At 71.0% G+C, this 23,392-nt stretch carries 27 protein-coding genes; 12 read left to right on the top strand and 15 right to left on the bottom strand.

Translation table 11 applies throughout. The features are described from left to right. Window positions 1–7: 7 nt before the first annotated feature. Window positions 8–193 carry a DUF6104 family protein gene (locus AB5J54_RS26880; protein ID WP_024761804.1) on the top strand — a complete coding sequence of 62 codons (186 nt, stop codon included), beginning with the start codon at window positions 8–10 and terminating at the stop codon, window positions 191–193. A 21-nt stretch (window positions 194–214) separates the two neighbouring features. On the opposite strand, the gene AB5J54_RS26875 is transcribed toward AB5J54_RS26880, so the two are convergent. After that, window positions 215–1,030 (bottom strand): hypothetical protein, encoded by an 816-nt coding sequence (locus AB5J54_RS26875; RefSeq protein WP_369146472.1) that lies wholly within the window; start codon window positions 1,028–1,030, stop codon window positions 215–217. 151 nt (window positions 1,031–1,181) lie between these two features. On the opposite strand from AB5J54_RS26875, the gene AB5J54_RS26870 reads away from it, so the two are divergent. Both AB5J54_RS26870 and AB5J54_RS26865 read left to right on the top strand, forming a co-directional pair. After that, a complete protein-coding gene (locus tag AB5J54_RS26870) occupies window positions 1,182–2,057 on the top strand; it encodes a DUF4097 domain-containing protein (RefSeq protein ID WP_369146471.1) in 876 nt (291 codons plus the stop codon). A 1-nt stretch (window position 2,058) separates the two neighbouring features. After that, a complete protein-coding gene (locus AB5J54_RS26865) occupies window positions 2,059–3,003 on the top strand; it encodes a helix-turn-helix transcriptional regulator (RefSeq protein WP_369146470.1) in 945 nt (314 codons plus the stop codon). Between the two features lie 91 nt (window positions 3,004–3,094). Here AB5J54_RS26865 and AB5J54_RS26860 read toward each other — a convergent pair whose 3' ends face one another. From AB5J54_RS26860 to AB5J54_RS26850, 3 genes are all read right to left on the bottom strand, one after another. Continuing rightward, window positions 3,095–4,435, bottom strand: coding sequence for a cellulase family glycosylhydrolase (locus AB5J54_RS26860; RefSeq protein WP_369149466.1), 1,341 nt, complete (start codon window positions 4,433–4,435; stop codon window positions 3,095–3,097). Between the two features lie 144 nt (window positions 4,436–4,579). Then, on the bottom strand, window positions 4,580–5,545 hold the full coding sequence (locus tag AB5J54_RS26855) for a zinc-binding dehydrogenase (RefSeq protein ID WP_351183971.1): 966 nt from the start codon (window positions 5,543–5,545) through the stop codon (window positions 4,580–4,582). Between the two features lie 202 nt (window positions 5,546–5,747). Next, the gene (locus tag AB5J54_RS26850; protein ID WP_369146469.1) at window positions 5,748–6,956 is read right to left on the bottom strand and encodes an NADP-dependent malic enzyme; all 1,209 of its coding nucleotides are present in this window, start codon (window positions 6,954–6,956) and stop codon (window positions 5,748–5,750) included. A 535-nt stretch (window positions 6,957–7,491) separates the two neighbouring features. Between AB5J54_RS26850 and AB5J54_RS26845 the strand changes: the two genes are divergently transcribed. From AB5J54_RS26845 to AB5J54_RS26835, 3 genes are read left to right on the top strand one after another with little or no spacing between them, the layout of a single operon-like run. Then, complete coding sequence (locus AB5J54_RS26845; RefSeq protein ID WP_369146468.1) at window positions 7,492–8,463, top strand: ABC transporter substrate-binding protein; 972 nt, start codon at window positions 7,492–7,494, stop codon at window positions 8,461–8,463. Window positions 8,464–8,514: 51 nt separating this feature from the next. Beyond that, window positions 8,515–9,456, top strand: coding sequence for an amino acid ABC transporter permease (locus AB5J54_RS26840; RefSeq protein ID WP_369146467.1), 942 nt, complete (start codon window positions 8,515–8,517; stop codon window positions 9,454–9,456). Further along, entirely contained in the window at window positions 9,453–10,214 is a 762-nt protein-coding gene (locus AB5J54_RS26835; RefSeq protein WP_369146466.1) for an amino acid ABC transporter ATP-binding protein, read from the top strand. Before AB5J54_RS26840 ends, AB5J54_RS26835 begins: the two co-directional genes overlap by 4 nt. Before the next feature lie 148 nt (window positions 10,215–10,362). On the opposite strand, the gene AB5J54_RS26830 is transcribed toward AB5J54_RS26835, so the two are convergent. Continuing rightward, a complete protein-coding gene (locus AB5J54_RS26830; protein WP_369146465.1) occupies window positions 10,363–10,818 on the bottom strand; it encodes a hypothetical protein in 456 nt (151 codons plus the stop codon). A 156-nt stretch (window positions 10,819–10,974) separates the two neighbouring features. Continuing rightward, the gene (locus AB5J54_RS26825) at window positions 10,975–11,724 is read right to left on the bottom strand and encodes a trans-aconitate 2-methyltransferase (RefSeq protein ID WP_369146464.1); all 750 of its coding nucleotides are present in this window, start codon (window positions 11,722–11,724) and stop codon (window positions 10,975–10,977) included. 106 nt (window positions 11,725–11,830) lie between these two features. Between AB5J54_RS26825 and AB5J54_RS26820 the strand changes: the two genes are divergently transcribed. Further along, window positions 11,831–12,460, top strand: a complete 630-nt coding sequence (locus AB5J54_RS26820) for an ABATE domain-containing protein (RefSeq protein WP_369146463.1) — start codon at window positions 11,831–11,833, stop codon at window positions 12,458–12,460. Here AB5J54_RS26820 and sodX read toward each other — a convergent pair. After that, window positions 12,364–12,798, bottom strand: coding sequence for a nickel-type superoxide dismutase maturation protease (sodX, locus tag AB5J54_RS26815; protein WP_369146462.1), 435 nt, complete (start codon window positions 12,796–12,798; stop codon window positions 12,364–12,366). The genes AB5J54_RS26820 and sodX overlap by 97 nt on opposite strands. Window positions 12,799–12,960: 162 nt before the next feature. On the opposite strand from sodX, the gene sodN reads away from it, so the two are divergent. The 3 genes from sodN to AB5J54_RS26800 all read left to right on the top strand — a co-directional run bounded on the left by sodN (window position 12,961) and on the right by AB5J54_RS26800 (window position 15,070). Continuing rightward, complete coding sequence (sodN, locus tag AB5J54_RS26810; RefSeq protein ID WP_041131199.1) at window positions 12,961–13,356, top strand: superoxide dismutase, Ni; 396 nt, start codon at window positions 12,961–12,963, stop codon at window positions 13,354–13,356. Between the two features lie 272 nt (window positions 13,357–13,628). Next, window positions 13,629–14,684, top strand: coding sequence for a hypothetical protein (locus tag AB5J54_RS26805; protein WP_369146461.1), 1,056 nt, complete (start codon window positions 13,629–13,631; stop codon window positions 14,682–14,684). Window positions 14,685–14,854: 170 nt separating this feature from the next. Continuing rightward, complete coding sequence (locus AB5J54_RS26800) at window positions 14,855–15,070, top strand: DUF6243 family protein (protein ID WP_369146460.1); 216 nt, start codon at window positions 14,855–14,857, stop codon at window positions 15,068–15,070. Between the two features lie 113 nt (window positions 15,071–15,183). Here the strand turns inward: AB5J54_RS26800 and AB5J54_RS26795 are convergent, their stop codons facing one another. The 3 genes from AB5J54_RS26795 to AB5J54_RS26785 form a co-directional block, all read right to left on the bottom strand. Next, window positions 15,184–16,107 (bottom strand): serine hydrolase, encoded by a 924-nt coding sequence (locus AB5J54_RS26795; RefSeq protein WP_369146459.1) that lies wholly within the window; start codon window positions 16,105–16,107, stop codon window positions 15,184–15,186. Window positions 16,108–16,245: 138 nt separating this feature from the next. Then, complete coding sequence (locus AB5J54_RS26790; protein ID WP_369146458.1) at window positions 16,246–16,722, bottom strand: N-acetyltransferase family protein; 477 nt, start codon at window positions 16,720–16,722, stop codon at window positions 16,246–16,248. Continuing rightward, window positions 16,719–17,687, bottom strand: a complete 969-nt coding sequence (locus AB5J54_RS26785; protein ID WP_369146457.1) for a LysR family transcriptional regulator — start codon at window positions 17,685–17,687, stop codon at window positions 16,719–16,721. Before AB5J54_RS26785 ends, AB5J54_RS26790 begins: the two co-directional genes overlap by 4 nt. A gap of 185 nt (window positions 17,688–17,872) precedes the next feature. On the opposite strand from AB5J54_RS26785, the gene snpA reads away from it, so the two are divergent. After that, window positions 17,873–18,526: a snapalysin gene (snpA, locus tag AB5J54_RS26780; RefSeq protein ID WP_369146456.1), complete on the top strand. Its 654-nt coding sequence runs from the start codon at window positions 17,873–17,875 to the stop codon at window positions 18,524–18,526. 113 nt (window positions 18,527–18,639) lie between these two features. Here snpA and AB5J54_RS26775 read toward each other — a convergent pair whose 3' ends face one another. Genes AB5J54_RS26775 through AB5J54_RS26765 form a run of 3 tightly spaced genes read right to left on the bottom strand, consistent with a single transcriptional unit; the run spans window position 18,640 to window position 19,965 of the window. After that, on the bottom strand, window positions 18,640–19,059 hold the full coding sequence (locus AB5J54_RS26775; RefSeq protein WP_369146455.1) for a DUF6304 family protein: 420 nt from the start codon (window positions 19,057–19,059) through the stop codon (window positions 18,640–18,642). A gap of 42 nt (window positions 19,060–19,101) precedes the next feature. After that, on the bottom strand, window positions 19,102–19,341 hold the full coding sequence (locus AB5J54_RS26770) for a hypothetical protein (RefSeq protein WP_369146454.1): 240 nt from the start codon (window positions 19,339–19,341) through the stop codon (window positions 19,102–19,104). A 42-nt stretch (window positions 19,342–19,383) separates the two neighbouring features. Continuing rightward, on the bottom strand, window positions 19,384–19,965 hold the full coding sequence (locus AB5J54_RS26765; protein ID WP_369146453.1) for a dihydrofolate reductase family protein: 582 nt from the start codon (window positions 19,963–19,965) through the stop codon (window positions 19,384–19,386). A gap of 104 nt (window positions 19,966–20,069) precedes the next feature. Between AB5J54_RS26765 and AB5J54_RS26760 the strand changes: the two genes are divergently transcribed. Beyond that, window positions 20,070–20,645, top strand: coding sequence for a TetR/AcrR family transcriptional regulator (locus AB5J54_RS26760; RefSeq protein WP_369146452.1), 576 nt, complete (start codon window positions 20,070–20,072; stop codon window positions 20,643–20,645). Here AB5J54_RS26760 and AB5J54_RS26755 read toward each other — a convergent pair whose 3' ends face one another. After that, the gene (locus AB5J54_RS26755) at window positions 20,646–21,689 is read right to left on the bottom strand and encodes a family 2 encapsulin nanocompartment cargo protein polyprenyl transferase (protein ID WP_369149464.1); all 1,044 of its coding nucleotides are present in this window, start codon (window positions 21,687–21,689) and stop codon (window positions 20,646–20,648) included. A gap of 104 nt (window positions 21,690–21,793) precedes the next feature. Continuing rightward, complete coding sequence (locus tag AB5J54_RS26750) at window positions 21,794–23,209, bottom strand: family 2B encapsulin nanocompartment shell protein (RefSeq protein ID WP_369146451.1); 1,416 nt, start codon at window positions 23,207–23,209, stop codon at window positions 21,794–21,796. Window positions 23,210–23,392: the final 183 nt, after the last annotated feature.

The raw sequence follows: 23,392 nt of genomic DNA, 5'->3' as shown, positions 1-23,392 counted from the left end.
TGATCGCATGTACTTCACCGACCGTGGCATCGAGGAACTGGAGAAGCGGCGCGGCGAGGAGGAGGTCACCTTCGAGTGGCTCGCCGAGCAGCTGCGGACGTTCGTCGACCTCAACCCCGACTTCGAGGTGCCCGTCGAGCGCCTCGCGACCTGGCTGGCCCGTCTGGACGACGACGAGGACGACGACGAGTAGGAACCCCCTCCGGCTGCGGGGTCACCGCTCCCGCAGCCGGTCGTAGGCGAGCCCGAGCGCGCCGTGCGCGACGAGCAGCGCCCCGGCCGTCGCCCAGCCGCCGCTGCGGCGGCCGGCGCCCCAGATCAGCAGCGGCACCCCCGCGAGGAGCTGTGCCCCGCTCAGTACGCGCGCCTTGGGGCCGCGCAGGTACGGGCCGAGGGGACCGCCCTCCACCACGTCGAGCTCCGCGCGCACGGCATCCCTCCACCCCGCGCCTTCGAGCTGCTCCGCGCCCTGGGCGAGGGCGACGGAGCGGAGCCGGTCGGCGCTCTCGCCCGGGACGATCCCGGTGGGCAGGGCGAGCCCGGCGCGGGTGAGGACCGCGACGACGCCGAGGAGCCGGGTGTGGGCGTCGGCGTCCCGGTCGGGTTCGGTGAGCGGTCCGAGGGCCTGCACGTCCAGGACGGGATCGAGGGCGAGCCGGGCGGCGAAGGTGCGCATGGCCTCGTCCTCGCCGACGGGGGTGCCGTCGGCGAGCCAGGTGTAGCCGACCGTACGGCGGAAGCCGGCGGCGAGCGTGAGGCCGGCCCGGTCGCGGTCCCACCAGAGCGCGACGACGGGCCAGCCCGCGGCCGAGACGGCGAGGGCGGTGGCCCAGCCGGTGACGACCTGTTCGACGGGCTCCCCGCCGTGCAGCCAGGGCTTCCCCTCCGGTACGAGCACACTCCATTCGGGGCCCGCGGGGGCGAGGAGCAGCTGTTCCCGCAGGAGTTGGGCCGGCGGCCGGACCGCCGGGGGCTCGGCGCGGCAGAGCAGCAGGGCTCCGACGGGGTGCGGTCCGGATGTCGCGTTCATGGGCCCTACGCTAGGCCAATTTGTCCGCATATGAGGCGTATTACCCCCACCCCTGTCAGGGATGAGTCAGGGTTGACTTCGCCGGACCGCGATATATCGTGTCTATCGAGAAACACGATATGTTGCGTTGCCGATACGGGAGGTCAGCACCATGACAGAGTGGTCCGTCACCGAGCCGACTAAGCTGGCTCCGGCCGACCCCGTGACGCTGCTGCAGGTCCGCATCGTCAATGGCACGGTGAACGTGGTGGGGACGGACGAGAGTTCCGCCCGGGTGGAGATCTCCGAGATCGAGGGTCCGCCGCTGATCGTGACGCAGGACGGCTCCACGCTGACCGTGACCTACGAGGACCTGCACTGGAAGAGCATCCTCAAGTGGTTCGAGCGCAGGGAGTACCGGCGCCGGGCGGTGGTCTCCGTCGCCGTCCCCGCGGGCGTCGACGTCGAGGTGGGCGTGGTCGGCGCCGAGGCGGTCGTCACGGGGATCAGAGGGCGTACGGAGGTGCGCGGCGTGACCGGCGACACCACGCTCCTCGGGCTCTCCGGCCCGGTCCGCGCCGAGAGCGTCTCGGGCAGCCTGGAGGCCCAGTCGGTCACCGGCGCGCTGCGCGTCAACTCCGTGACCGGCGATGTGACGGTGATCGAGGGCGCGGGCTCCTCCGTGAAGGCCGACACGGTCAGCGGCGACATGGTCATCGACCTCGATCCGGCCCGGCTCGACGGGCCGCCCGCCGACATCCGGCTCACCAGCGTCTCCGGCGAGGTCGCCATCCGGCTCCCGCACCCGGCCGACGCCCGGGTCGAGGCGAGCACCACGAGCGGCGCCGTGTCGAACGCCTTCGAGGACCTGCGGGTGGGAGGTCAGTGGGGCGCCAAGTCCATCACGGGCACGCTCGGTTCGGGCCGGGGCACCCTCAAGGCGACGACCGTCTCCGGCTCCATCGCCCTGCTCCGCCGCCCCGAGCCCGAGGAGGACGGCGAAGCCGCCCCCTCGGCGGCCGCCTCCTCGACCGGAAAGGTGCTCTGACATGCCGCCCGTCTTCGCCCACGGACGCCTCCGCCTGTACCTCCTCAAGCTGCTCGACGAGGCCCCGCGCCACGGGTACGAGGTGATCAGGCTCCTGGAGGAGCGCTTCCAGGGGCTGTACGCCCCCTCGGCGGGCACGGTCTACCCGCGCCTCGCCAAGCTGGAGGCCGAGGGCCTCGTCACCCACGCCAGCGAAGGGGGCCGCAAGGTCTACTCGATCACCGACGCCGGCCGCGCCGAGCTGGCCGGGCGCGGCGCCGAACTGGACGACCTGGAGCGGGAGATCCGCGAATCGGTCTCGGAGCTGGCGGCGGAGATCCGCGACGACGTGCGCGGGGCGGCCGGCCGGGTCCGCAGCGAGATGCGCGCGGCCGCGGGACAGAGTCGCACGATGGAACCCCCCTCGTTCGCCGAGGCCAAGGAGGAGATGCGCCGCTTCAAGCAGGAGTGGAAGCAGCAGGCCCGCGAGGCCCGCGAGGAGGCCCGCTCGGCGCGGCGCCAGGCGAAGGAGCTCCAGCGGATCGCCCAGCAGGTGCAGGAGGAGGTCCAGGACCGGTTCTCGCGGGGCGACTGGCCCAAGGGGGTCTGGGAGGGGATCTCGGGCATCACGGCCCAGCTCGGCGACCTGGTGGCGGGCACGACCCACCCGAAGGCCGCCTCGCCGGAGCCGAAGTTCACGAAGACCCCTTCCGGTGAGGCCCTCTCCGACGAGGCCCTCTCCGGCGAGACCCTCGCCGAGGAAGCGCCGGAGTGGGCGCGGGACACGGCGGGCACGGGCGAACCGGCCCGCGACCTGGACCGGCTCCTGGACCGCTTCCGCGACGAGATCCGTGACGCGGCCCGGGACCACGGGGTGACCCAGGAGCAGCTGACGGAGACCCGCCGCCACCTGTCGACGGCGGCCGTCCGCATCACGTCCCTGCTGAACCCGGAGAGAAAGCCCTGACGGAGCGGCCCGGTCCGGCCCAGGCCGGACCAGCCGGACCAGCCGGACCGAGCCCAGCGCCCGGTCGAGGGCCGGGCCGGCAGCGTGGTCGTCAGCCCCGTGTCGCCGTGACCGTCACCCGGGTGTTCGGGGTCGCGAGGATCCAGGCCCTGCCACGGTCCTTGCGGAAGACGAGCGCGCCGCCGCGGGCCGTCACCCGCCAGTCGCCGGGCGGCAGGGAGAGCTCGGTGACGCGGGAGCCGCGCCGGCCGGCCGCGTCGTACGACAGGCGGTAGACCCCGGCTCCCGGGTCGTACGAGGTGGAGCGGACCGTGCCGGCGACCGCCTCCGCGTACGGCTCGGCGGTCAGCTCCTTGTTCGTGCGGAAGGCCCCGTCGGCGTCCACCGCGCAGTAGCCGCCGCCGTAGCACCACTCCCAGCCGGTCCAGCCGGAGCCGTAGCGGCCGAGGGAGGCCATGGCCTCGCGGTAGAAGCGGTTCATGTTCGGGAGGGAGTTGTTGAGCGGACCCCACTCCCCCACGACCACGGGCACCTTGTACTCCTTGGGGTACAGGGTGACCGCCGCCTCGTAGTTCTCGATCCAGCCGGCCGACGGGTCGTAGTCGCCGCCCGCCTCCATCGTGCTGTTGTAGAAGTGCGGGGCGTAGACCACCTTCGGGTCGTCGACCTTCCCCAGACCGGTGGGCACGCCCTCGCCGACGATCGGGGTCGGCTCGACGAAGACCCACCCGTCCTCGTCGACCGAACGGATGGCGTCCGCAAGGCGGTTGTACAGGGGGGTGATCTGGTCCCGTTCGATGCGCCGGGCGGCCGTGGCCAGGTCCTCGCCCTCGCGCAGCTCGCCCATCGGCTCGTTGATCAGGTCGTAGCCGAGGACGGCCGGGTGGTCCTCGAAGCGGTCGGCGAGCACCCGCCACATGCGGGCCTGGGCGCGCCGCAGGTCCTCGTCCTCGTACAGGTGGGTGAAGGCGCGCTGGACGGCGGGCTCGAAGTACTCGGAGAACCAGTCGTCGGGGTGCGGGGTGAAGGGCAGCCCGTCGGTCCTGGTGGCCCAGGCGGGTACGCCCCGGTGGCCGAACGCGGGCCCGAAGACGTCCTGGTGGGCGTCGAGGACGACCTTGACGTCGTACTTCGCGGCCCAGTCCAGGACCCGTTCGATCTTGCGGAGGTACGTCTGGCTGTACTGGCCGGGCCGGGGTTCCAGGTCGTCCCAGAAGACCAGGAGCCGGGCCGTGTTGTAGCCCTTGGCCCGCATGTCGCGGAAGTGTTTCTCGGTGATCGAGGAGAGGGCGGTGTCGCCGCTGTGGGCCTTGTCCCCGACGTTCCAGCCGCGCAGGGTGAGGACCCGGCCGCGCGCGTCGGTGAGAGCGGGGATCCCGTCGCCACCGGCCGGGGCGCCGGTCTCCGCCCTGGCGGTGGTCGGGGCGAGCAGCGAGGCGACGACGACGGTCGCCGCGAGGGTGGTGCGCAACAAGGTGGACCTCCGGCACGACAGGGTGACACGACAAGGTGAGCGATGTTCACGTTTCGCGTGCCGGAGATCCCATCAGGTCGACCGACCTGTATCAAGGGTTCGTCACGAGGTCTTCAGAACGATCTTTCCGAAGAGCTCGCCGGAGGCCATCTTCTGGAAGCCCTCGCGCGCCCGGTCCAGCGGCAGGACCTCGTCGATCACCGGCCGCAGGCCCGTCGCCGCGCAGAACGACAGCAGGTCCTCCAGCTCGTCCTTGGAGCCCATCGTCGAGCCGACGACCTTCAGCTCCAGGAAGAAGATCCGGGTCAGCTCGGCGTGCGAGGGCCGGTCGCCGCTCGTGGCGCCCGAGATGACGAGCGTGCCGCCGGGCCGCAGCGACTTGACCGAGTGCGACCAGGTGGCGGCGCCGACGGTCTCGATGACGGCGTCCACCCGCTGCGGGAGCCGCGCCCCCGGCTCGTACGCCTCGACGGCGCCGAGCTCGACGGCCCGCTTGCGCTTGGCCTCGTCGCGGCTGGTGGCGAAGACCCGCAGGCCGGCCGCCTTGCCGAGGGCGATCGCGGCGGTGGCGACGCCGCCGCCCGCGCCCTGCACGAGCACGGAGTCCCCGGGCCGTACGCCGGCGTTGGTGAAAAGCATGCGGTACGCGGTCAGCCAGGCGGTGGGGAGGCAGGCGGCCTCCTCGAAGGACAGCTCCTTCGGCTTGGGCAGCACGTTCCAGGAGGGGACGCTCACCCGCTCGGCGAAGGTGCCCTGGTAGCGCTCGGTGAGGATGGAGCGGGGCTCGTTCGGCCCCACGCCGTGCCCCGTCTGGCCGATGACGGAGTGCAGGACGACCTCGTTGCCGTCCTCGTCGATGCCGGCGGCGTCGCAGCCGAGGATCATCGGCAGCTTCTCCTCGGGCAGCCCGACCCCGCGCAGCGACCACAGGTCGTGGTGGTTGAGCGAGGCGGCCTTGACGGTGACGGTGGTCCAGCCGGGACGCGCCTCGGGCTCGGGGCGTTCGCCCAATTCGAGGCCGTTCAGGGGCTGGTCGCGGTCGATTCGGGCAGCGTAGGCAGCGAACATGGCCCCGACACTAGGTGCCCGCGGGTGCGTGACGGAACCGCACCTCACTGTGACGCGCGCCCCACCGCGTACCGCCGCGCCCGCCCCCGTACGCCCATGGGCCTCACCCGTACGGCGCATGCGTGCGGCACCTCCGTACGCCGAAGGGCCCCGTCCCGTCCTCTCGGACGGGAGCAGGGCCCTGCGGCGTACCTGAAGCGCGTCAGCGACGCGCGACGCCCTCGGCGCGGGCGGCGGCGGCGACCGCGGCCGCGACGGCCGGGGCGACCCGCTCGTCGAACGGCGACGGGATCACGCAGTCGGCGGCGAGCTGGTCACCGACGACGTCGGCGATGGCGTTGGCCGCGGCGATCTTCATGCCCTCGGTGATCCGGGAGGCCCGGACCTGGAGCGCGCCGGCGAAGATGCCGGGGAACGCGAGGACGTTGTTGATCTGGTTCGGGTAGTCCGAACGGCCGGTCGCCACGACGGCCGCGTACTTGTGCGCGACGTCGGGGTGGACCTCGGGGTTCGGGTTGGCCATGGCGAACACGAAGGCGTTCGGGGCCATGGAGGCGACGGCCGCCTCGGGGACCGTACCGCCGGAGACGCCGATGAAGACGTCCGCGCCGGCCAGGGCGCTCTCCAGGGAGCCGCTGAGGCCCGCCTTGTTGGTGAGCTCGGCGAGCTCGCGCTTGACGTCCGTGAGGTCCTCGCGGTCGCGGCTGACGATGCCCTTGCGGTCGGCGACGGCGACGTCGCCGAGGCCGGCCTCCAGGAGGAACTTGGCGATGGCCACACCGGCCGCGCCGGCGCCGGAGATGACACCGCGCAGGTCGCCGAGGGTCCGGCCGGTCAGCTTCGCCGCGTTGCGCAGGGCCGCGAGGGTGACGATGGCGGTGCCGTGCTGGTCGTCGTGGAAGACCGGGATGTCGAGGCGCTCCTGGAGCTTGCGCTCGATCTCGAAGCACCGCGGGGCCGAGATGTCCTCCAGGTTCACTCCGCCGAAGGACGGGGCGAGGCGGACGACGGTCTCGACGATCTCGTCGGTGTCGGTGGTGGCGAGGGCGATCGGGACCGCGTCCACGCCGCCGAACTGCTTGAAGAGGATCGCCTTCCCCTCCATGACCGGGAGGGAGGCCTCCGGGCCGATGTCGCCGAGGCCGAGCACCGCGGTGCCGTCGGTCACGACGGCCACGACCTGGGACTTCCAGGTGTAGTCGTTGACCAGCTCGGGCTGCTCGGCGATCGCGGTGCACACCTTGGCGACGCCGGGCGTGTACGCGAGGGACAGGTCGTCCTTGTTCCGGACGGGGACGGTGGCCTGCACGGCCATCTTGCCGCCGCGGTGAAGGGCGAAGACGGGATCGAAGGGCTCCTCGGGAGCTTCCGTGCCACTGTCGTTGTGAGGATTGACGATTTCCGCTGCCATTGGGTGACCCCTTGAGTCTGCTTCATTTGAGGGTTGGCCGCTCCTGGTGTGGAGCGGTGGGCGGGTCCCGCGGCCGCCGTGTCTGGCAGCCGCGCGGGCGCGCCGCACAACGCGCCCTGAGCCCCGGATGAGGGGTGTAAGGATCCTTCTTACCGGACGGACGGCACCGCAGACGAGTCCATATCCGTTCGGTGACGCGACTCATACCGAGCGCATCCGGAGGTGGACGGAGAACGACACGTCACCCGATGTCCCGATAGATGGTCTCCGTACCCGATTGGCGGCCTTCCACTCGTCCGAATGGCGAGATGAACAGCAGATTTTTCGGTGAAGGGGAAGGGATTCCGCAGAAGATCCGGCCCTGATGTACCGGCCTGTCGCGATTTCGGGGTCACCCGTTATCCGATTTTGACATCCGAGGCCGTCGGTTTGTGGCAGTCCGAATGGCAAGATGCCGTAATCACACGAGGTCGCGACACTCGAAGAGACGTACGCGACACCTGGCAGCTCCCTCACACGCCGGAGGAACCCGACCATGACCGCACGCTCCACGCGCTGTACGACCGCCAAGACCCGCACTTCCCGTCTTGCCGCGGTCGCCGCCATCGCGGTCGCCGGCTCGATGCTGCTGACCGCCTGTGGCGACCAGACCGAGAGCGGTGGCTCCACCAAGGAGACCGGCTCCGCCGCCGCGAGCAAGGCCCCGCTCTTCTCGAAGCTCCCGGCCGACATCCAGAAGTCGGGCGTCATCAAGGTCGGCACGGACGCCACGTACGCCCCGATGGAGTTCAAGAAGGGCTCCGAGATCGTCGGTGTCGACCCCGACATCGCGGCCGCCCTGGCCAAGCAGCTCGGTGTGACGTTCCAGTTCGAGAGCGGCACCTTCGACACGCTCCTGACCTCCCTCACGACCGGTCGCACCAACGTCGTCATGTCCTCGATGACGGACACCAAGGCCCGCGAGCAGGGCCTGGACGACAAGGGCAACAAGACCGGCGCCGGCGTCGACTTCGTCGACTACTTCTCCGCCTCCACCGGCATCCTGGTGAAGAAGGGCAACCCGGAGAACATCAAGTCGCTGGACGACCTGTGCGGCAAGAAGCTGGCCGTGCAGCGCGGCACCACGTACGAGCAGGCCGCCAAGGACCAGGCCGCCAAGTGCGAGAAGGACGGCAAGCCGAAGCTGACCTTCGAGTCCTACCCGACCGACGCCGAGGCCCAGACCCGCGTCAAGGCGGGCGGCGCCGTGGCCGACCTGAACGACTCGCCGGTCGCCGCCTACATCGCCCAGACGGCCGGTGGCGGCAACGACTTCGAGGCGATCGCCAACAAGACGGACGCGGGCCTCTTCGGCATCGCGGTCGACAAGAAGAACACGCAGCTGCGGGACGCGCTCGCGGCGGCCCTGGACGCGGCCATCAAGGACGGCTCGTACAAGGCCGCGCTCGACAAGTGGAACGCCGGGGACGGCGCCGTCACCGCGTCCAAGATCAACGGCGGTTCCTGACCTTCTGCCCCTTCCTCACCCCTCCCCTCGCACCACTGAAGGGCAGTCGCAGTGACTGACAAGATCGACAAGGTCCCGGCCGGGGCGGGACCCGCCCCGGCGGGGACCCCGCCGGAGGCGATCAAGGCCATCCCGGTTCGCCACTACGGCCGCTGGGTGGCGGCGTTCGTGGTCGCCGCCCTCCTCGGCCTCCTCGGCTACGCCTTCGCCCAGGGCAACGTGCGCTGGGCGACCGTGCCGGAGAAGCTCTTCGACCCGAGCATCCTCTCGGGCCTGTGGCACACCGTCCTGATCAGCGTGGCCTCGATGGCGCTGGGCCTCGTGCTCGGCATCGTCTTCGCGATCATGCGCCTCTCCAAGAACCCGGTGACCAACGCGGTCGCCTGGCTCTACATCTGGATCTTCCGGGGCACCCCGGTCTACGTCCAGCTGCTCATCTGGTTCTCCCTCGCCCTGATCTTCCCGGTGTTCAACATCGGGTTCTACAAGGACGAGATGACCGACGTCATGACCCCGTTCCTGGCCGCCCTCCTGGGCCTCGGCCTGAACGAGGGCGCGTACATGGCGGAGATCGTCCGGGCCGGCATCCAGTCGGTCGACGAGGGCCAGACCGAGGCCGCGCACGCCCTCGGCATGTCGCAGGGCAGGACGATGCGCCGGGTGATCCTGCCGCAGTCGATGCGGGTGATCATCCCGCCGACCGGCAACGAGTTCATCAACATGCTGAAGACCTCGTCGCTCGTCGTCGCCGTCCAGTACCCGGACCTGCTGCGGGCCGCCCAGGACATCGCCTCGACCTCGTTCGCGGTGATGGAGATGTTCTTCGTCGCCTCGATCTGGTACCTGGTCCTGACGACGATCTTCAGCATCGGCCAGTTCTACCTGGAGAGGCACTACGCGAAGGGCTCGCTGCGGTCGCTGCCCCCGACGCCGTGGCAGAAGGTCAAGGCGAACCTCTCCTCCCTCACGAACCGCAAGGCGGTGGCCAAGTGACTGCCATGGTGAAGGCCGAGGGCGTCCACAAGTCCTACGGCGCCGCGCACATCCTCCGCGGCATCGACCTGGAGGTGCAGAACGGCGAGGTGTTCTGCCTGATCGGCCCGTCCGGTTCCGGCAAGTCCACCTTCCTGCGCTGCATCAACCACCTGGAGAAGATCAACGCCGGCCGCCTGTCGGTCGACGGCCAGCTGGTCGGCTACCGCCAGAAGGGCGACAAGCTGTACGAGCTGAAGGACAGCGAGGTCGCGCTCCAGCGCCGCGACATCGGCATGGTCTTCCAGCGCTTCAACCTGTTCCCCCACATGACGGCCCTGGCCAACGTCATGGAGGCGCCCATCCAGGTGAAGGGCGAGTCCAAGGCGGTGGCGCGCGAGCGGGCCGAGCGCCTGCTCGACCGGGTCGGCCTCGGCGACAAGGCGGCGAACTACCCCTCGCAGCTCTCCGGTGGTCAGCAGCAGCGTGTCGCCATCGCCCGTGCTCTGGCGATGGAACCGAAGCTGATGCTCTTCGACGAGCCGACCTCGGCGCTCGACCCGGAGCTCGTGGGTGACGTCCTCGACGTCATGCGCGACCTGGCCGAGTCGGGCATGACGATGGTCGTCGTCACCCACGAGATGGGATTCGCCCGGGAGGTCGGCGACTCGCTGGTCTTCATGGACGGCGGCGTGGTGGTCGAGTCGGGCCACCCGAGGGACGTGCTGACGAACCCGCAGCAGGACCGGACGAAGGCATTCCTGTCCAAGGTCCTGTAAGCAGGACGAAGGTGCCGCGCAGCGGCAGAGCGAAAGGGGCCCGCCGGGAAAACCGGCGGGCCCCTTCCTGTGATGTCGCGGGATCAGCGACCGGGATCAGCGACGCGAATCATCGGCCCGGATCAGCGGCCTGCGTCATCGGCCCGAATCAGCGGCCCGAAACGTACCCGATCGGACCACCCACGTAGTACACCGGCCTTCCGCTGGGGCCGTCCTGCGATTCCACCTTGAAGTGCACGAGATAACGGCTCGTTCCGTTGAGCTTCCCCTCGGGGAAGTCGTAGTCGCAGACGATCGTCTTGTTCGCTCCCAGAGTGTTGTGGCACTCGCCCCGGCGGATGATGTAGCCCGGGGTCCCCTTCTTCGCCCGGTCCCCGAGCTCCCAGCGCAGCACGGAGCGCAGGCCGTCGGCGTAGTTGTCGGTCAGCTTGAAGCTGTCGTTGTCGGAGTAGAAACAGGCGCCGCCGGCCTTGGCGAACGGCTGGGTGCAGAATTCCGTGTAGCCGGGCCCGGTGTTGGCGTAGGCCGAACCGCTGACGGCCACGGCGCTCACGGCAGACGTGACAAGAACGGCAGCCGTGGTCAGGGTGCGCCGCAGGATCATGTCTTCCCCCTCTGTCGATGCATTTCGGGATGCGGGTACGAAGCTAGCCGCCCGAGCAGGCATTTCGAGTGATTTGAGGAAGGCCTGAGGTTTTCCATTCCGGGAAGGGGACGGAACTCCCGGATCCGCGCCGCGGAATTCCGGCGCCCGGTCCCGTCACTTCACCGCGAGCACCAGCGTGTCGCAGGGCGAGGCCCAGACCGGCCGGACCTCGCCGAAGCCGGCGGCGCGGAGGGTGTCGGCGTGCCAGGCGGCGGAGGGCGTGTCGCCGTCGGCGTGCTCGCCGTAGATCTCGAAGCGGCGGGCGGTGGGCTCGGCGAGCACCGGGTCCTTGGCGGCGAGGGCCCACCAGTCGGCCCAGTCGAGGACGCCGGCGGCCTTCTCGCGGTCCATGCGGGTGTGCCGCTGGGCCCGCTCGGCGGCGTTGATACGGGGCGTGGCCTCGTCGATCATGTGGTCGGCGTTCATGAAGACCCCGCCGTCCCGGACGAGGCCGGCGAGCTGCCCGTAGAGGGCCGTCAGGGGCCCGCTGTGGAGCCAGTGGAGGGCGGTGGCGGTGAGGACGGCGTCGTACGTCTCGTGGGGCAGGCTCGCGGCCCAGGAGGGGTCCTTGAGGTCGGCGGTCACGAAGGTGACGCGCTCGTCGCCCGCGAAGGAGCCCTCGGCGATGGCGAGGAGGGCCGGATCGAGGTCGACGCCGACGCTGGTGGCGTCGGGGAACCTCCGGAGCAGCCGGCTCGTGATACTTCCCGTACCGCACGCGAGGTCGAGGACGCGGGGCTTCGGCCCCACGAGCGCCTCGACCATGTCGAGCATCACGCGGAACCGCTCCTCACGGTCCGGCATGTACCACTCCTGCTGACGGTCCCAGCTCTGCTGCCAGCCCGCCCAGTCGGTTCCGGTCATGGTCGTTCCTCCCCGCGTCGGCCCTACCATTCGTAATACCCTCGAAGGGGAAACAGCCGTTACCCCCTCCGACCGAGACACTAGCCCGCCGAAGTAAGGACTACAAGTGGAACTGGCCCATTACTCGGACTTCGCCGTACGTCTGGTCAACACCGAGGAGCCGGCCCGCGGCAAGGACACCCTGACCTCCGTCGAGGTGCTCCGGGAACTCTTCGGCCCCGCCACCCAGATGGCCCGGCGGGTCACCGAGGCGGACCTGCCACGCTTCCGCACGGTGCGCGCCCGGCTGCGGGCGGTCTTCACCGCGGCCGACGAGGGCGACCACACGGGCGCGGTGGACCTGCTGAACTCACTCCTCCTGGAGTTCCCCGTCAGCCCGCAGATCTCCGGGCACGACACCCTCGACGAGGAGGGCCGGCCGCGCTGGCACATGCACCTCGCCGACCACTCCTCGAACGCCACGACGGGCTACGCCGCCATCTCGGCGATGGGCCTCGCCTTCCACCTGACGGAGTTCGGCGCCGACCGGCTGGGCCTCTGCCAGGCCCCGCCCTGCCGCAACGCCTACCTGGACACCTCCACCAACCGCTCCCGCCGCTACTGCTCGGACCGCTGCGCGACCCGGGCCAACGTGGCCGCCTACCGGGCCCGCAAGCGCCTGGAGGCCGAGCGGTCGGACCACACCGGCCTGACCGAGGACACCAGCCAGGAGAGCATCACCCCCGCCGAACGCTGACGCCCCGGCGTCACCGGCCGGTACCGCGCCCGCACCCGCCCGAGAACCAGCTCGGGCGGTACGGCCCCGAAGACGCGGCTGTCCCCCTCGGCGTCCGGGTTGTCACCCAGCACCCACCAGCCTCCGTCGCGTCGCTCGATCAGCCGCTTCACGATGAGCAGATCCTGCTGGAGCGGATGGCGCAGCACGGCCACACAACCGGCCCGCAGCCGCGCCCCGTACTGCACGAGCAACTGGTCACCGTGCAACAGCGTGGGCACCATCGAAATGCCCGTCACCTCGGCGATCCCGAACGGAGCACCGGCCTCCCCCGCCTGCTCCCGCCCCGACCGCGCCATCAGGCACCTCCCGATCCACTCCTGCGTGGACTCGTCCACTCGTACACGAGTCCCATGGTGACCCTGGACTTTTGACCTAAGCCCCAGGGGGCGCCCGCGAAAACGCCCTTCTCACCGAGTAATGTCCCACCTGAGAAGACGATCACGAGGAAGGACGGCTCAATGCTCTCCCGCCTGTTTGCCCCCAAGGTGAAGGTCAGCGCCCACTGCGACCTCCCGTGCGGCGTGTACGACCCCGCCCAGGCCCGCATCGAGGCCGAGTCCGTCAAGGCTGTCCAGGAGAAGTACCTGGCCAACGAGGACCCGCACTTCCGTGCCCGCGCCACGGTCATCAAGGAGCAGCGCGCCGAGCTCGCCAAGCACCACGTCTCGGTGCTCTGGAGCGACTACTTCAAGGCCCCGCACTTCGAGAAGTACCCCGAGCTCAACCAGCTGGTCAACGACACCCTGAAGGCCCTCTCGGCCGCCAAGGCGTCGACCGACCCGAAGACGGGCGAGAAGGCGCTGGAGCTCATCGCCGAGATCGACCGCATCTTCTGGGAGACCAAGAAGGCCTGATCTCCCCCTGAGCGGCCCGACCTGCACGTCCGCAGCCGCGCCGCCCAGCTGTCCGCACCCGGTCCGCAGTCCGCCGAACACGGCGTCATTGACGGCCCGGGTGCGGTCTGCTTTCCCCCGGGCTCGCGGATCCGTGCGGAAGCCGTCGCGGTGAGGTGACGGACCGCCGCAGCCTCGGGGCAGGTGCGGCCGCACCGCTCACTACGCTGGCAGCTGTGAACGCACCGTCGCCCCCTCGACTGACGCTGGACACCGCCCGTGCCCTTCAGGGCATGCTCCGAACCGAGATCGGACCGGGGCTCACCGAGCGGGAACTCGACGTGGTCGAGGCACGGTTCGGCTTCACCTTCGCGGCCGACCACCGCGTCTTCCTCTCCGCCGGCCTCCCGCATGGCTCGTCGGGGTGGCCCGACTGGCGCAACGGCGACCCCGAGGACCTGGCCGGGCGACTGGCGCGGCCGGTGGACGGCGTGCTCTTCGACGTGGAGCACAACAGGTTCTGGCATCCCGCCTGGCCGTCGAGGCCCGCGGAGACATCCGATGCGCTGCGCGTCGCGAGGACCGAGCTGGAGAGCGTGCCGCAGCTGGTTTCGGTCTACGGGCACCGCTGCCTGCCCGGCACGGCGGGCGAGCACGGGCACCCCGTCCTGTCCGTCATGCAGACCGACATCATCCTGTACGGGAACGACCTCGCCGACTACATCCACCACGAGTTCGCCGGCCGTTCGAGCGGCCTCCACGTCCGTACGACCGTCGACTTCTGGTCGTACTTCGTCGAGGGCGGAGCGGGCATCGACGTCACCGCGCCCACGCCGTTCACGCCGTACGCCACGAGCGCACAGGAGGCCGTCGACTGCCTCCGGATGCTGGCCCTGGAACGCCTGATCGGCCGACGGCCCCACCCGGAACAACTCGTCGAGGCCGGCCTCACGGCCCTGGTCCTCGACGTCGAGACGGAGTCCCTCCCCCTCCTCGCCGGCCTGTCACGCTCCGAGCACGACCGGGCCGACGCCCTTTTCGAGCAGGTACTGGACGAACTCGGCCTGCTCCGCCACCTCCCGCGGGAAGCGGCCCGCTGGGAACTCGTCCGCTGGTGGCTCCGCCTGATGGTGAACGGCAGCCTGGACCCCGGCGCCGGCGGTGACCTGATCACGTACGAAGGGTGGAGCGCCCTGTCCCGGCCCCAGACCCTCAGACCCCTGGTCGACAGGACCGACGCCTACAACGACTGGGCGGCGCTCCGACGCGGCGACCGGGAACCCCTGGCGGACTCGATCGTCGAGGAGGCGGAACGCCTGCTCACCGGCCCCTGGCCGCCACGGGGCTGACCTCATGCGCCTGCGGGGTCGTCGGGACCGGGTAACGTCTTTGTCATGTTCTTCCAGACGCCGATTCACGAGTGAGTGCGGGACGGGCCTGTGCTGACGTTCCTCGACGTCGCCGCCCGTCCTCGACCGGCGAATCCGTAGATCACTTCACATCACCACCGGGAGAACCCGTGACCGACAGCAAGAACATCAACAACCCCGTGGGCCAGGGCGGCGGCCAGCGCAAGAAGCTGTCCCGCACCGAGCGCCAGAACAACGGTCCGCACCGCAACCTCGACCGTCAGAACGCGGCGGACAAGAAGGCGGAGCTGGTGCGGAAGATGCGCGAGAAGACCGGCGCGGCCGAGGGCGCCGGGCAGGCGGGGGACGAAGCCGCGCAGAGCTGACGCACCGCCGCCGCAGGGTGGCACCGCACGGGACAGGGCCCGGACCGCGACGCGCGGTCCGGGCCCTGCTGCCTGCCCGGCGTGGCCGGGCCTCATCGCGCCTGGTCGGGGCGTCAGCCCTGGGGCACCGCGACGAAGGCCTCCCTGGGCGTCGTCGTCGGCGTGTAACGGGTCGCGGTGGGGGCGGTCGGGAACAGGTCGCGGTGGATCACCTTGGCCACGGCCTGGATCGTGTTCACTCCGTAGGTCATCGTGCTGTTGCCGTCGGTGAGCACGGAGATCGTGTAGTCGTGGCCGCCGCCCTGGAACGTGCCGACGCTGTGCACGCGCCAGCCGCGCGTGGCGCGCTGCAGCCAGCCGTTCTTGACGTGCACGGACACGGAGGAGGGCGCGCCGGCCGGGGTCCCCCACCGCTGCGAGGTGATGACGCTCCCCATGAGCTTGAGGATGTACGCGCGGGCGTTGTCGCTCAGGACCGAGTTCCGGGCGGTGATCAGCGAGAGCAGCCGCTGCTCGTCGGTGACGTTGATCTGGGTGAGCCCCCAGTAGCCGCCGGATCCCGGCACCGTCCGCGTCATGCCGGCGGCCGCCAGGAAGCCCTTCACCTTGGTGACGCCGAGCTGGTTCCACAGGGAGGTGGTGGCCGCGTTGTCGGACTTGGTGATCATGGCGGTGGCGAGGGTGGCCTCGCGTGACGTCAGGTACCGATTGGTCTTCTTGGCGTCCCAGAGGAGCGTGGCGAGCACGGTCACCTTCACGACGCTGGCCGAGTCGTACGAGGTGGTGGCGCGCAGGGTGCAGGTGGTGTTCGTGGTGCGGTCGCGCAGGCCGACGGCGACCGTACCGGTGCGTGTGGCGAGGGCGGCGGTGATGTCCCTCTGAAGCTGGGCGGCGAGCCCGGCCTTGCCGGACGTGCAGCTGACCTGCGGCGCGGTGGCGGCGGACGCGGGTGCCGCGCCCGCGACGACGGGCACGAGGATCCCGGCCGCGACCACGGCCGGGAGCAGACGGGCACGCAGGGATATGTGGTGAGTCATGTGGGTCCCCCTGGACAACGGAACGAACACGCCTCCGGCGTGCTCGCCCTACATGACTCCTGAGCGTGCGGATGGTTGTACGAATCCAGGGAATCCAGGAATCCAGGGAATCCAGGGAAAGCCCGGTCTTCTGGGTTCCTACGCCTCCGTCGGGAGGGTGTAGCGGCGTTTCTCCTTGGAGGTGGCGCCCAGGCGGTCGTAGAAGCGGATCGCGCTCTCGTTCCACGCCGGCGTCTGCCACTGGAGTTCCGGGAGGCCCAGGGCGCGGGCCTCCGTCCGGAGGGCCGTCATGAGGAGGGGGCCCAGGCCGTGGCCGCGGGAGGTCTCCGTGAGGTAGAGGCAGTCCATGTGAAGGTACTCCGTGCCGTCCCAGGTGGAGAGCTCCGGGGCGCAGGTGGCGTAGCCCGCGAGGGTGTCGTCCGGGAGGACGGCGACGAAGCAGCGGAGCCGGGGGCGCTCGGGGCCGAAGAGGAGGCCGGCGAGACGGTCCGCGAGGCCGGGGGCCGGGGGCGCCGCCTTCTCGTACGCGGCGTGTTCGGTGATCAGTTCGACGACGCGCGGCAGGTCCTCCGGGCGTGCGTGGCGTACCTCTGCCTGGCCGGGATCTTCACTCATGCCGTCATCATGCACGGTCCCACCGGCAGCGTGGCCGTCGCGCCCTGGCGGCGGAGCCACTCGCGGTACGGGGCCGCCCGCAGGGCCACCTCCCGGTACGCCGCCGCGAGTTCGGCGTACAGGACGTCCAGGGGTGCCCCCGGGCGGGCGTAGAGGAGGAGGCGGACGCCGAGGGGGTCGCCGCGCAGGGGGCGGATGGCCATGTCCTCGCGCGGGACCGAGGTGGGCTGGCAGGGGGCGACGGCCTCGCCGAGGACGATGAGCGAGGCGGCCGTGTGGTAGTCGCCGTGCAGCAGGGGCGGGTCGATGCCGGCGGCGCCGAGGACCCGGCGGAGGCCGTCCCACTCGCCGTCGACGGTCGGGTCGACCATCCAGTGGTCGGCGGCGAGGTCGGCGAGGTCGACGACGGGGCGGCCGGCGGCCGGGTGGTCGCGGGCCATCGAGACGAACTGTGGTTCGCGGGCGACGAGGACGCGGCCGGTGAGGCCTTCGGGGACCCTCAGCGGGCAGCCCTCCACCTCGTGCACGAAGGCGACGTCGAGCTGCCCGGTGGCGACCGTGCGCAGCAGCGCGTTGGCCGAGACGTCCACCCGGAGGCCGACGTCCGTGCCGGGCAGCCGCTCACGGAGCCGGCGCAGCCAGCCCGGCAGCGCCCGGCTGGCGGTGGAGCCGACGCGGAGTCCGGGTCCGTCGGCGCGGGCGGCCGCGGCCCGGGTCTCGGTGACGAGCGCGGCCATGTCGGCGACGAGGGGGCGGGCCCGGCTGAGCAGGGACCGGCCGAGCGGGGTGGGCCGGCAGCCGGTGCGGCCGCGGGAGAAGAGTTCGGCGCCGAGGGAGTTCTCGATGCGGCGCAGCTGGGTCGTCAGCGAGGGCTGGCTCATGCCCAGTTGGCGGGCCGCCTTGTGCAGGCTTCCCGTGTCCGCGATGGCGCAGAGCGCGCGCAGATGTCTCACCTCCAGCTCCATGACCCGAGGGTAGGGCGGCCCCCCGGAGTCGCACCAGACGGCCACGTCTCTTCAATTACCTTTCATTTCAAGGGGGTTGAGACGTTTTGGTCTGGTGATGCGGTGGGGTTATCGGGGGATGACATCATCCCCTCGCGGGCCGGCTCCCCCGAGACTCTCTCCGAACCCAACAGGAGGAGCCCCCCATGACTCACCCCAAGGTCCTCACCTCCGTGCTGACCGCCGCCCTCGGTCTCGGTCTCGCCGCCTCTCTCGGTACGGCCCCGGCGGCGGCGGTCGGCACGGGCACCACGGTCGCCACCGGCAACGCCGCCGTGGCGTACGCCGGTTCGGCCGAGGAGGCCAAGGCCAACCAGGCCTTCTTCGACGCCGTCGTGAAGTCGGTGGCGAAGAAGCGGGCCGCGACGCCGGGCGCGACCGCCGTCACCGTCGTCTACAGCGCGGCGAACGCGCCGAGCTTCCGCACCCAGATAGCCCGCTCCGCGCAGATATGGAACGGCTCGGTGGTGAACGTCCGGCTCGTCGAGGGCAGCAACCCGGACTTCGCGTACTACGAGGGCAACGACTCCCGTGGCTCGTACGCCAGCACGGACGGCCACGGCAGCGGCTACATCTTCCTCGACTACCGGCAGAACCAGCAGTACAACTCGACCCGGGTCACCGCCCACGAGACCGGGCACGTCCTCGGGCTCCCGGACCACTACAGCGGCCCGTGCAGCGAGTTGATGTCGGGCGGCGGTCCCGGCACGTCCTGCCAGAACGCCCAGCCGAACGCGCAGGAGCGTTCGCGCGTCGACCAGCTGTGGCGCTACGGCCTCGCCTCCGCCTTCAAGAGCTGACGCGAAGCCCGGTACGTGGCGGCGGCGCCCCTCCCCGGGGCGCCGCCGTCCCGCGTCTCTAGCCGGCCGTCTCAGGCCGCCTGTCTCAGGCCGTCCGTCTCAGGCCGTCCGCCTCAGGCCGTCTGGAGGAGCCGGCGGCCGAAGTCCGCGCCGGGCGGCAGCTGGCTCCGTACCCGCTCCAGGGCTCCTTCGAAGTCGCCCCCGGCGACGCACGCCTCGAAGGCGGCGCCGCCGTAGTGCAGGGTCAGGCTGAGGTCGGCGCGCTCACCGAGCGTCAGCAGGCAGGCGAGGGTGGCCTGCTGGGCGGCGCCGTCCAGGACGACGGGGAGCGGCAGGTCCCACTCCAGGACGCAGTTGGTGAGGGGCCGCCCGCCCTCCTCGGCGGCGGCGAGCGCGGCGAAGCTCTCGCCGGTGTACTCGGTCCCTCTGATCCGGGTGGCGACGTGCCGCCCGTCGGCCGTGAGGACGATCGCTTCCGCGCCGCTGCGGTCCCGGTACCAACCGGTCCAGACTTCTGTCGACTCCGATGACATGCGCGGACTGTAGCGGTATGACCGGCTCCGCCGCGCGTCCGGTCACCCCGGGGCCGGACTTCTCCCGATCTCGCCGTTCTTGCCGGTCACGTGCGTGGTAGCGGCTTCCGCCCCCTCGTACAGCGGGCACTCCGGGTTGCGGCAGGGCTGCACCTCCCACTCCGGCACCCAGGCCCCGAGGACCTTGTGCCGGGTGGCCAGTACGGCCAGCGGTCCGCCGCAGGCCGGGCAGTGGCGCTCGGCCAGGGGGTCCCGCGTCGTGTGATGCGCCTCGTCACCCATGCATCCAGGGTAGGTCGGCGGGCCCGAGGCCGCCCGACGCCGCTACCGCTTCCTGGTGTACGTACGGACCAGCACGCCGTTCTCGAAGGCGCGGACGTCGCCGAGCTCGAAGTCCCGGGGCTCGAAGCCGGCGCCGAACATCGGCATGCCGGAGCCGTACACCTGCGGGTAGGTCTTGATGACCAGCTCGTCGACCTCCTCGATGAGCTCACCGGCGAGGGTGGAGCCGCCGCAGAGCCAGATGCCGAGGGGGCCGTCCTCGGCCTTGAGCTCGCGGACGCGGCCGACGAGGTCGTCGGCGATCAGCTCGACGTTCGGGTGGGGCGATGCGGCGAGCGAGCGGGTGGCGACGAACTCGCGCAGGTGGTTGTACGGGCTGGTGACGCCGATGTCCAGGGCGAGCTGGTAGGACCCGAGCCCCTGGATGACGGTGTCGAAGTGCTTGTTCTCGCCGTCGACGCCGAGCATCTCCCGGCCCTGCGTCGGAATGGTCTCCGGGTACTCGGCGCCCATCCAGGCCATGTACGACCCCTCCGTGTACGTGAACATGGAGGTGGCATCGCCCTCGGGGTCGCCGATGAAGCCGTCGATGGTGCAGGCGATGTAGTACGTGAGCTTGCGCAAACCGGTCCTCTTCGTGATCGGGATGCGGCTGCAGTCGCAACCACGACAGTTATAGTGCTTCATGTGTAGTGGTTGCGCAAGAACTTTTTTCAGAAGGAGGCCCCGTGGCGAGAAACCCCGAACGTCGTACGGCACTGCTCGACGCCGCGATCGAGGTCCTGGCGGACGAAGGCGCCCGCGGGCTGACCTTCCGGGCGGTCGACGCCCGGGCGGGGGTCCCCACGGGCACCTCGTCCAACTACTTCAGCGACCGGGACCAGCTGCTCTCCCAGGTCGCCGACCGGATCTTCGTACGACTCACCCCGGAGCCAGGCGCCATCGACACCGCGCTGCTTCCGACGCCCAGCCGCGCGCTGGTCGTCGAGCTGATGCGCTGGCTCGCCCGGCGCATGACCGCCGAGCGCACCTGCTATCTGGGCCTCTTCGAGCTGCGCCTGGAGGCCGCGCGCCGCCCCGAGCTGCAGAAGCGGTTCACCGAGGTGCTGCGGGCCGACCTCGACCTGAACATCCGGCTCCACCTCGACGCCGGCATGCCGGGCGACGCGGACACGGTCCGGGTGCTCTACGTCGCCCTCACCGGACTGCTCCTCGACCATTTCACCGTCCCCGGGATCCTGGGCGACCGGGACCTGGACGACATGATCGAGACCGTGGTCACCCGGATCGTCCCGGAGGCGTGATCAGCGCGAACGCCGCGTCACGAACTCCGCCAGGGCCAGCAGGTCCTCCGCGGCCGCCAGGTCCGGCACCGCCTGGGCCAGGTGCTCGACGGCGCGGCCCATGCGCTCGGCCGCCTGGGCCTGCGCCCAGTCGCGGCCGCCGGCCCGCTCGACGGCGTCCGCCGCCGCCCGCACGGCCGTCGCGTCGAGGACCGGAAGCGCGTACAGCTCGGCCAGCTCCTCCCCCGCGCGCGTGCCGGAGGTCAGCGCCGCCACCACCGGCAGCGACTTCTTGTGGGCGACGAGATCGGCACCGGCCGGCTTGCCCGTGCGGTCCGGGTCGCCCCAGATGCCGATGAGGTCGTCGATCAGCTGGAAGGCGAGCCCGGCCTCCCGGCCGAAGGCGTCCATCGCCGCGACCTCCTCCTCCCCCGCACCCGCGTAGAGCGCGCCGAGAGCGCAGGAACAGCCCAGCAGCGCACCGGTCTTGGCGGTGGCCATGGCCAGGCACTCGTCGAGGGAGACCTCGCGCGGATCGCGCCGCTCGAAGGCGCAGTCGGCCTGCTGGCCGGCGCAGAGCTCGATGACACAGGCGGCGAGGCGCGCGGAGGCCGCCGCGGAGGCGGGATGCGGGTCCTCGGCGAGCAGCCGCAGGGCCAGCGCGCTCATCGCGTCCCCGGCCATGAGGGCGTCCGGGATGCCGAAGACCGTCCAGGCGGTGGGCCGGTGCCGCCGGGTCGGGTCCTCGTCGACGATGTCGTCGTGGAGCAGGGTGAAGTTGTGCGCGAGCTCCACCGCCGCGGCGGCGCTCACGGCCCGGTCGTCGTCCGCGCCGAGGGCGCGGGCCGCCGCGAGGACCAGGGCGGGCCGGATCGCCTTGCCGGGCTGCCCGGCGTCCGGGCTGCCGTCGGCGCGCTCCCAGCCGAAGTGGTACTTCGCCACCCGCCGTACGGAGTCCGGCAGGGACTCGACGGTCGAGCGCAGTCGGGGGTCGACGGCGTCACGCGTCCGGTTCAGGAGCGTCAGGGCCCCCTGCCCGTCGGCGACGGCGTCCGCGCTGGTCATGGTCACGGTCATTTCCTTCGCATCCTTCACGGCGGTCCGCACGGCGATCGGCCGGGAGCGCCCGGGGGCGGGTGGGTTCGGCCCCACCCCCGGGCGCCGACGGCTCAGCGCCAGCGGCTGACCTCGACGTTCTCCAGGACGCCGAGGGCGTCCGGGACGAGGATCGCCGCCGAGTAGTAGGCCGTGACGAGGTAGGAGATGATCGCCTGCTCGTCGATGCCCATGAAGCGGACGGAGAGGCTGGGCTCGATCTCGTCGGGCAGACCGGTCTGGTGCAGACCGATGACGCCCTGGTCGGCCTCGCCGGTACGCATGCAGATGATCGAGGTGGTCCGGGCGTCCGAGACGGGGATCTTGTTGCACGGGTAGATCGGCACACCGCGCCAGGTCGGGATGCGGTTGCCCGCGACCTCGATCGTCTCGGGCACCAGGCCGCGCTTGTTGAGCTCGCGGCCGAAGGCGGCGATGGCGCGCGGGTGGGCGAGGAACATCTTGGAGCCCCGGCGGCGGGAGAGCAGCTCGTCCATGTCGTCCGGGCTGGGGGCGCCGTCGTGCGGCTGGAGCCGCTGCCCGTAGTCGCAGTTGGAGAGGAGGCCGAACTCCTTGTTGTTGATGAGCTCGTGCTCCTGGCGCTCGCGGAGCGCCTCGACCGTGAGCCGCAACTGCTGCTCGGTCTGGTTCATCGGCTGGTTGTAGAGGTCGGCGACGCGGCTGTGGACCTTCAGCACGGTCTGGGCGACGCTCAGCTCGTACTCGCGGGGCGAGGCGTCGTAGTCGACGTAGGTGTGCGGGACGACCGCTTCGCCGACGTGGCCAGCGGAGAGGTCGATCGCGGCCTCGCCGTACGTGTTGGTGCTGCGGTCGGGAGCCGCGGCCACGCCCGCGAGGTGGGCGGCGAGCGAGCCGGCCCGGTCCGCGAGGTTCCGTACGTCGTCCCGGGTGAGCTCCAGGACCGTACAGGCGGTGGCGGCCCGGGCGCTCCAGTCCCAGGTGGCGTCGGCACCGACCAGCGCGGACTCGCCGAAGTAGGCGCCGTCGGCGAGGACACCGAGGACGGTCTCGTCGCCGTAGGGCCCCTCGCCGATCTGCTCGACGCGGCCGTGCGCGAGGAGGTACACCCGGTCGGTGGGGGTGCCCGCGACGGCGATGATCTCGCCCGCCGCGAACTCCCGCTGGGTGCAGCGGGCCGCGAGCTCGGTCAGCGCGCTCTCGTCCTCGTAGCCGCGCAGTGCCGGGAGTTCGCCGAGTTCGGCGGGGATCACCGCGACGCGCTCTCCGGTCTGGACGAAGGTGACGCGGCCGTCACCCACGGAGTAGCTGAGCCTCCGGTTCACCCGGTAGGTGCCGCCCTGCACCTGGACCCACGGCAGCGTCCGCAGCAGCCACCGGGAGGTGATCTCCTGCATCTGCGGTGCCGACTTGGTGGTCGTGGCGAGGTTCCGCGCGGCGGCGGTCCCGAGACTCTGCTGCGGGGCCTGCTGCTCCGCGCGGACCTCGCCGTCAACCGAACCAACGGACATGGAACTCCCTCTCGTATGCCTGAGTTGCGCGAGAAGCCTTTCAGCACGGAGCGTGTCGGCGCCATTACACATTCGGGTGGGACTGTTCGACGATCTTCGGGGTATGTCACGCGATTTCCATCCGAACAGCGCAGCCCCACCCGTCTCCCTGACGATCTGTCCGGATCGGCTCGCACACGGTCC

The sequence above is a fragment of the Streptomyces sp. R44 genome, assembly GCF_041053105.1.
Taxonomy (GTDB): Bacteria; Actinomycetota; Actinomycetes; order Streptomycetales; family Streptomycetaceae; genus Streptomyces.
Note: the sequence above shows the minus strand (reverse complement) of the source record. Positions and strands in the feature narration are given on the sequence as shown.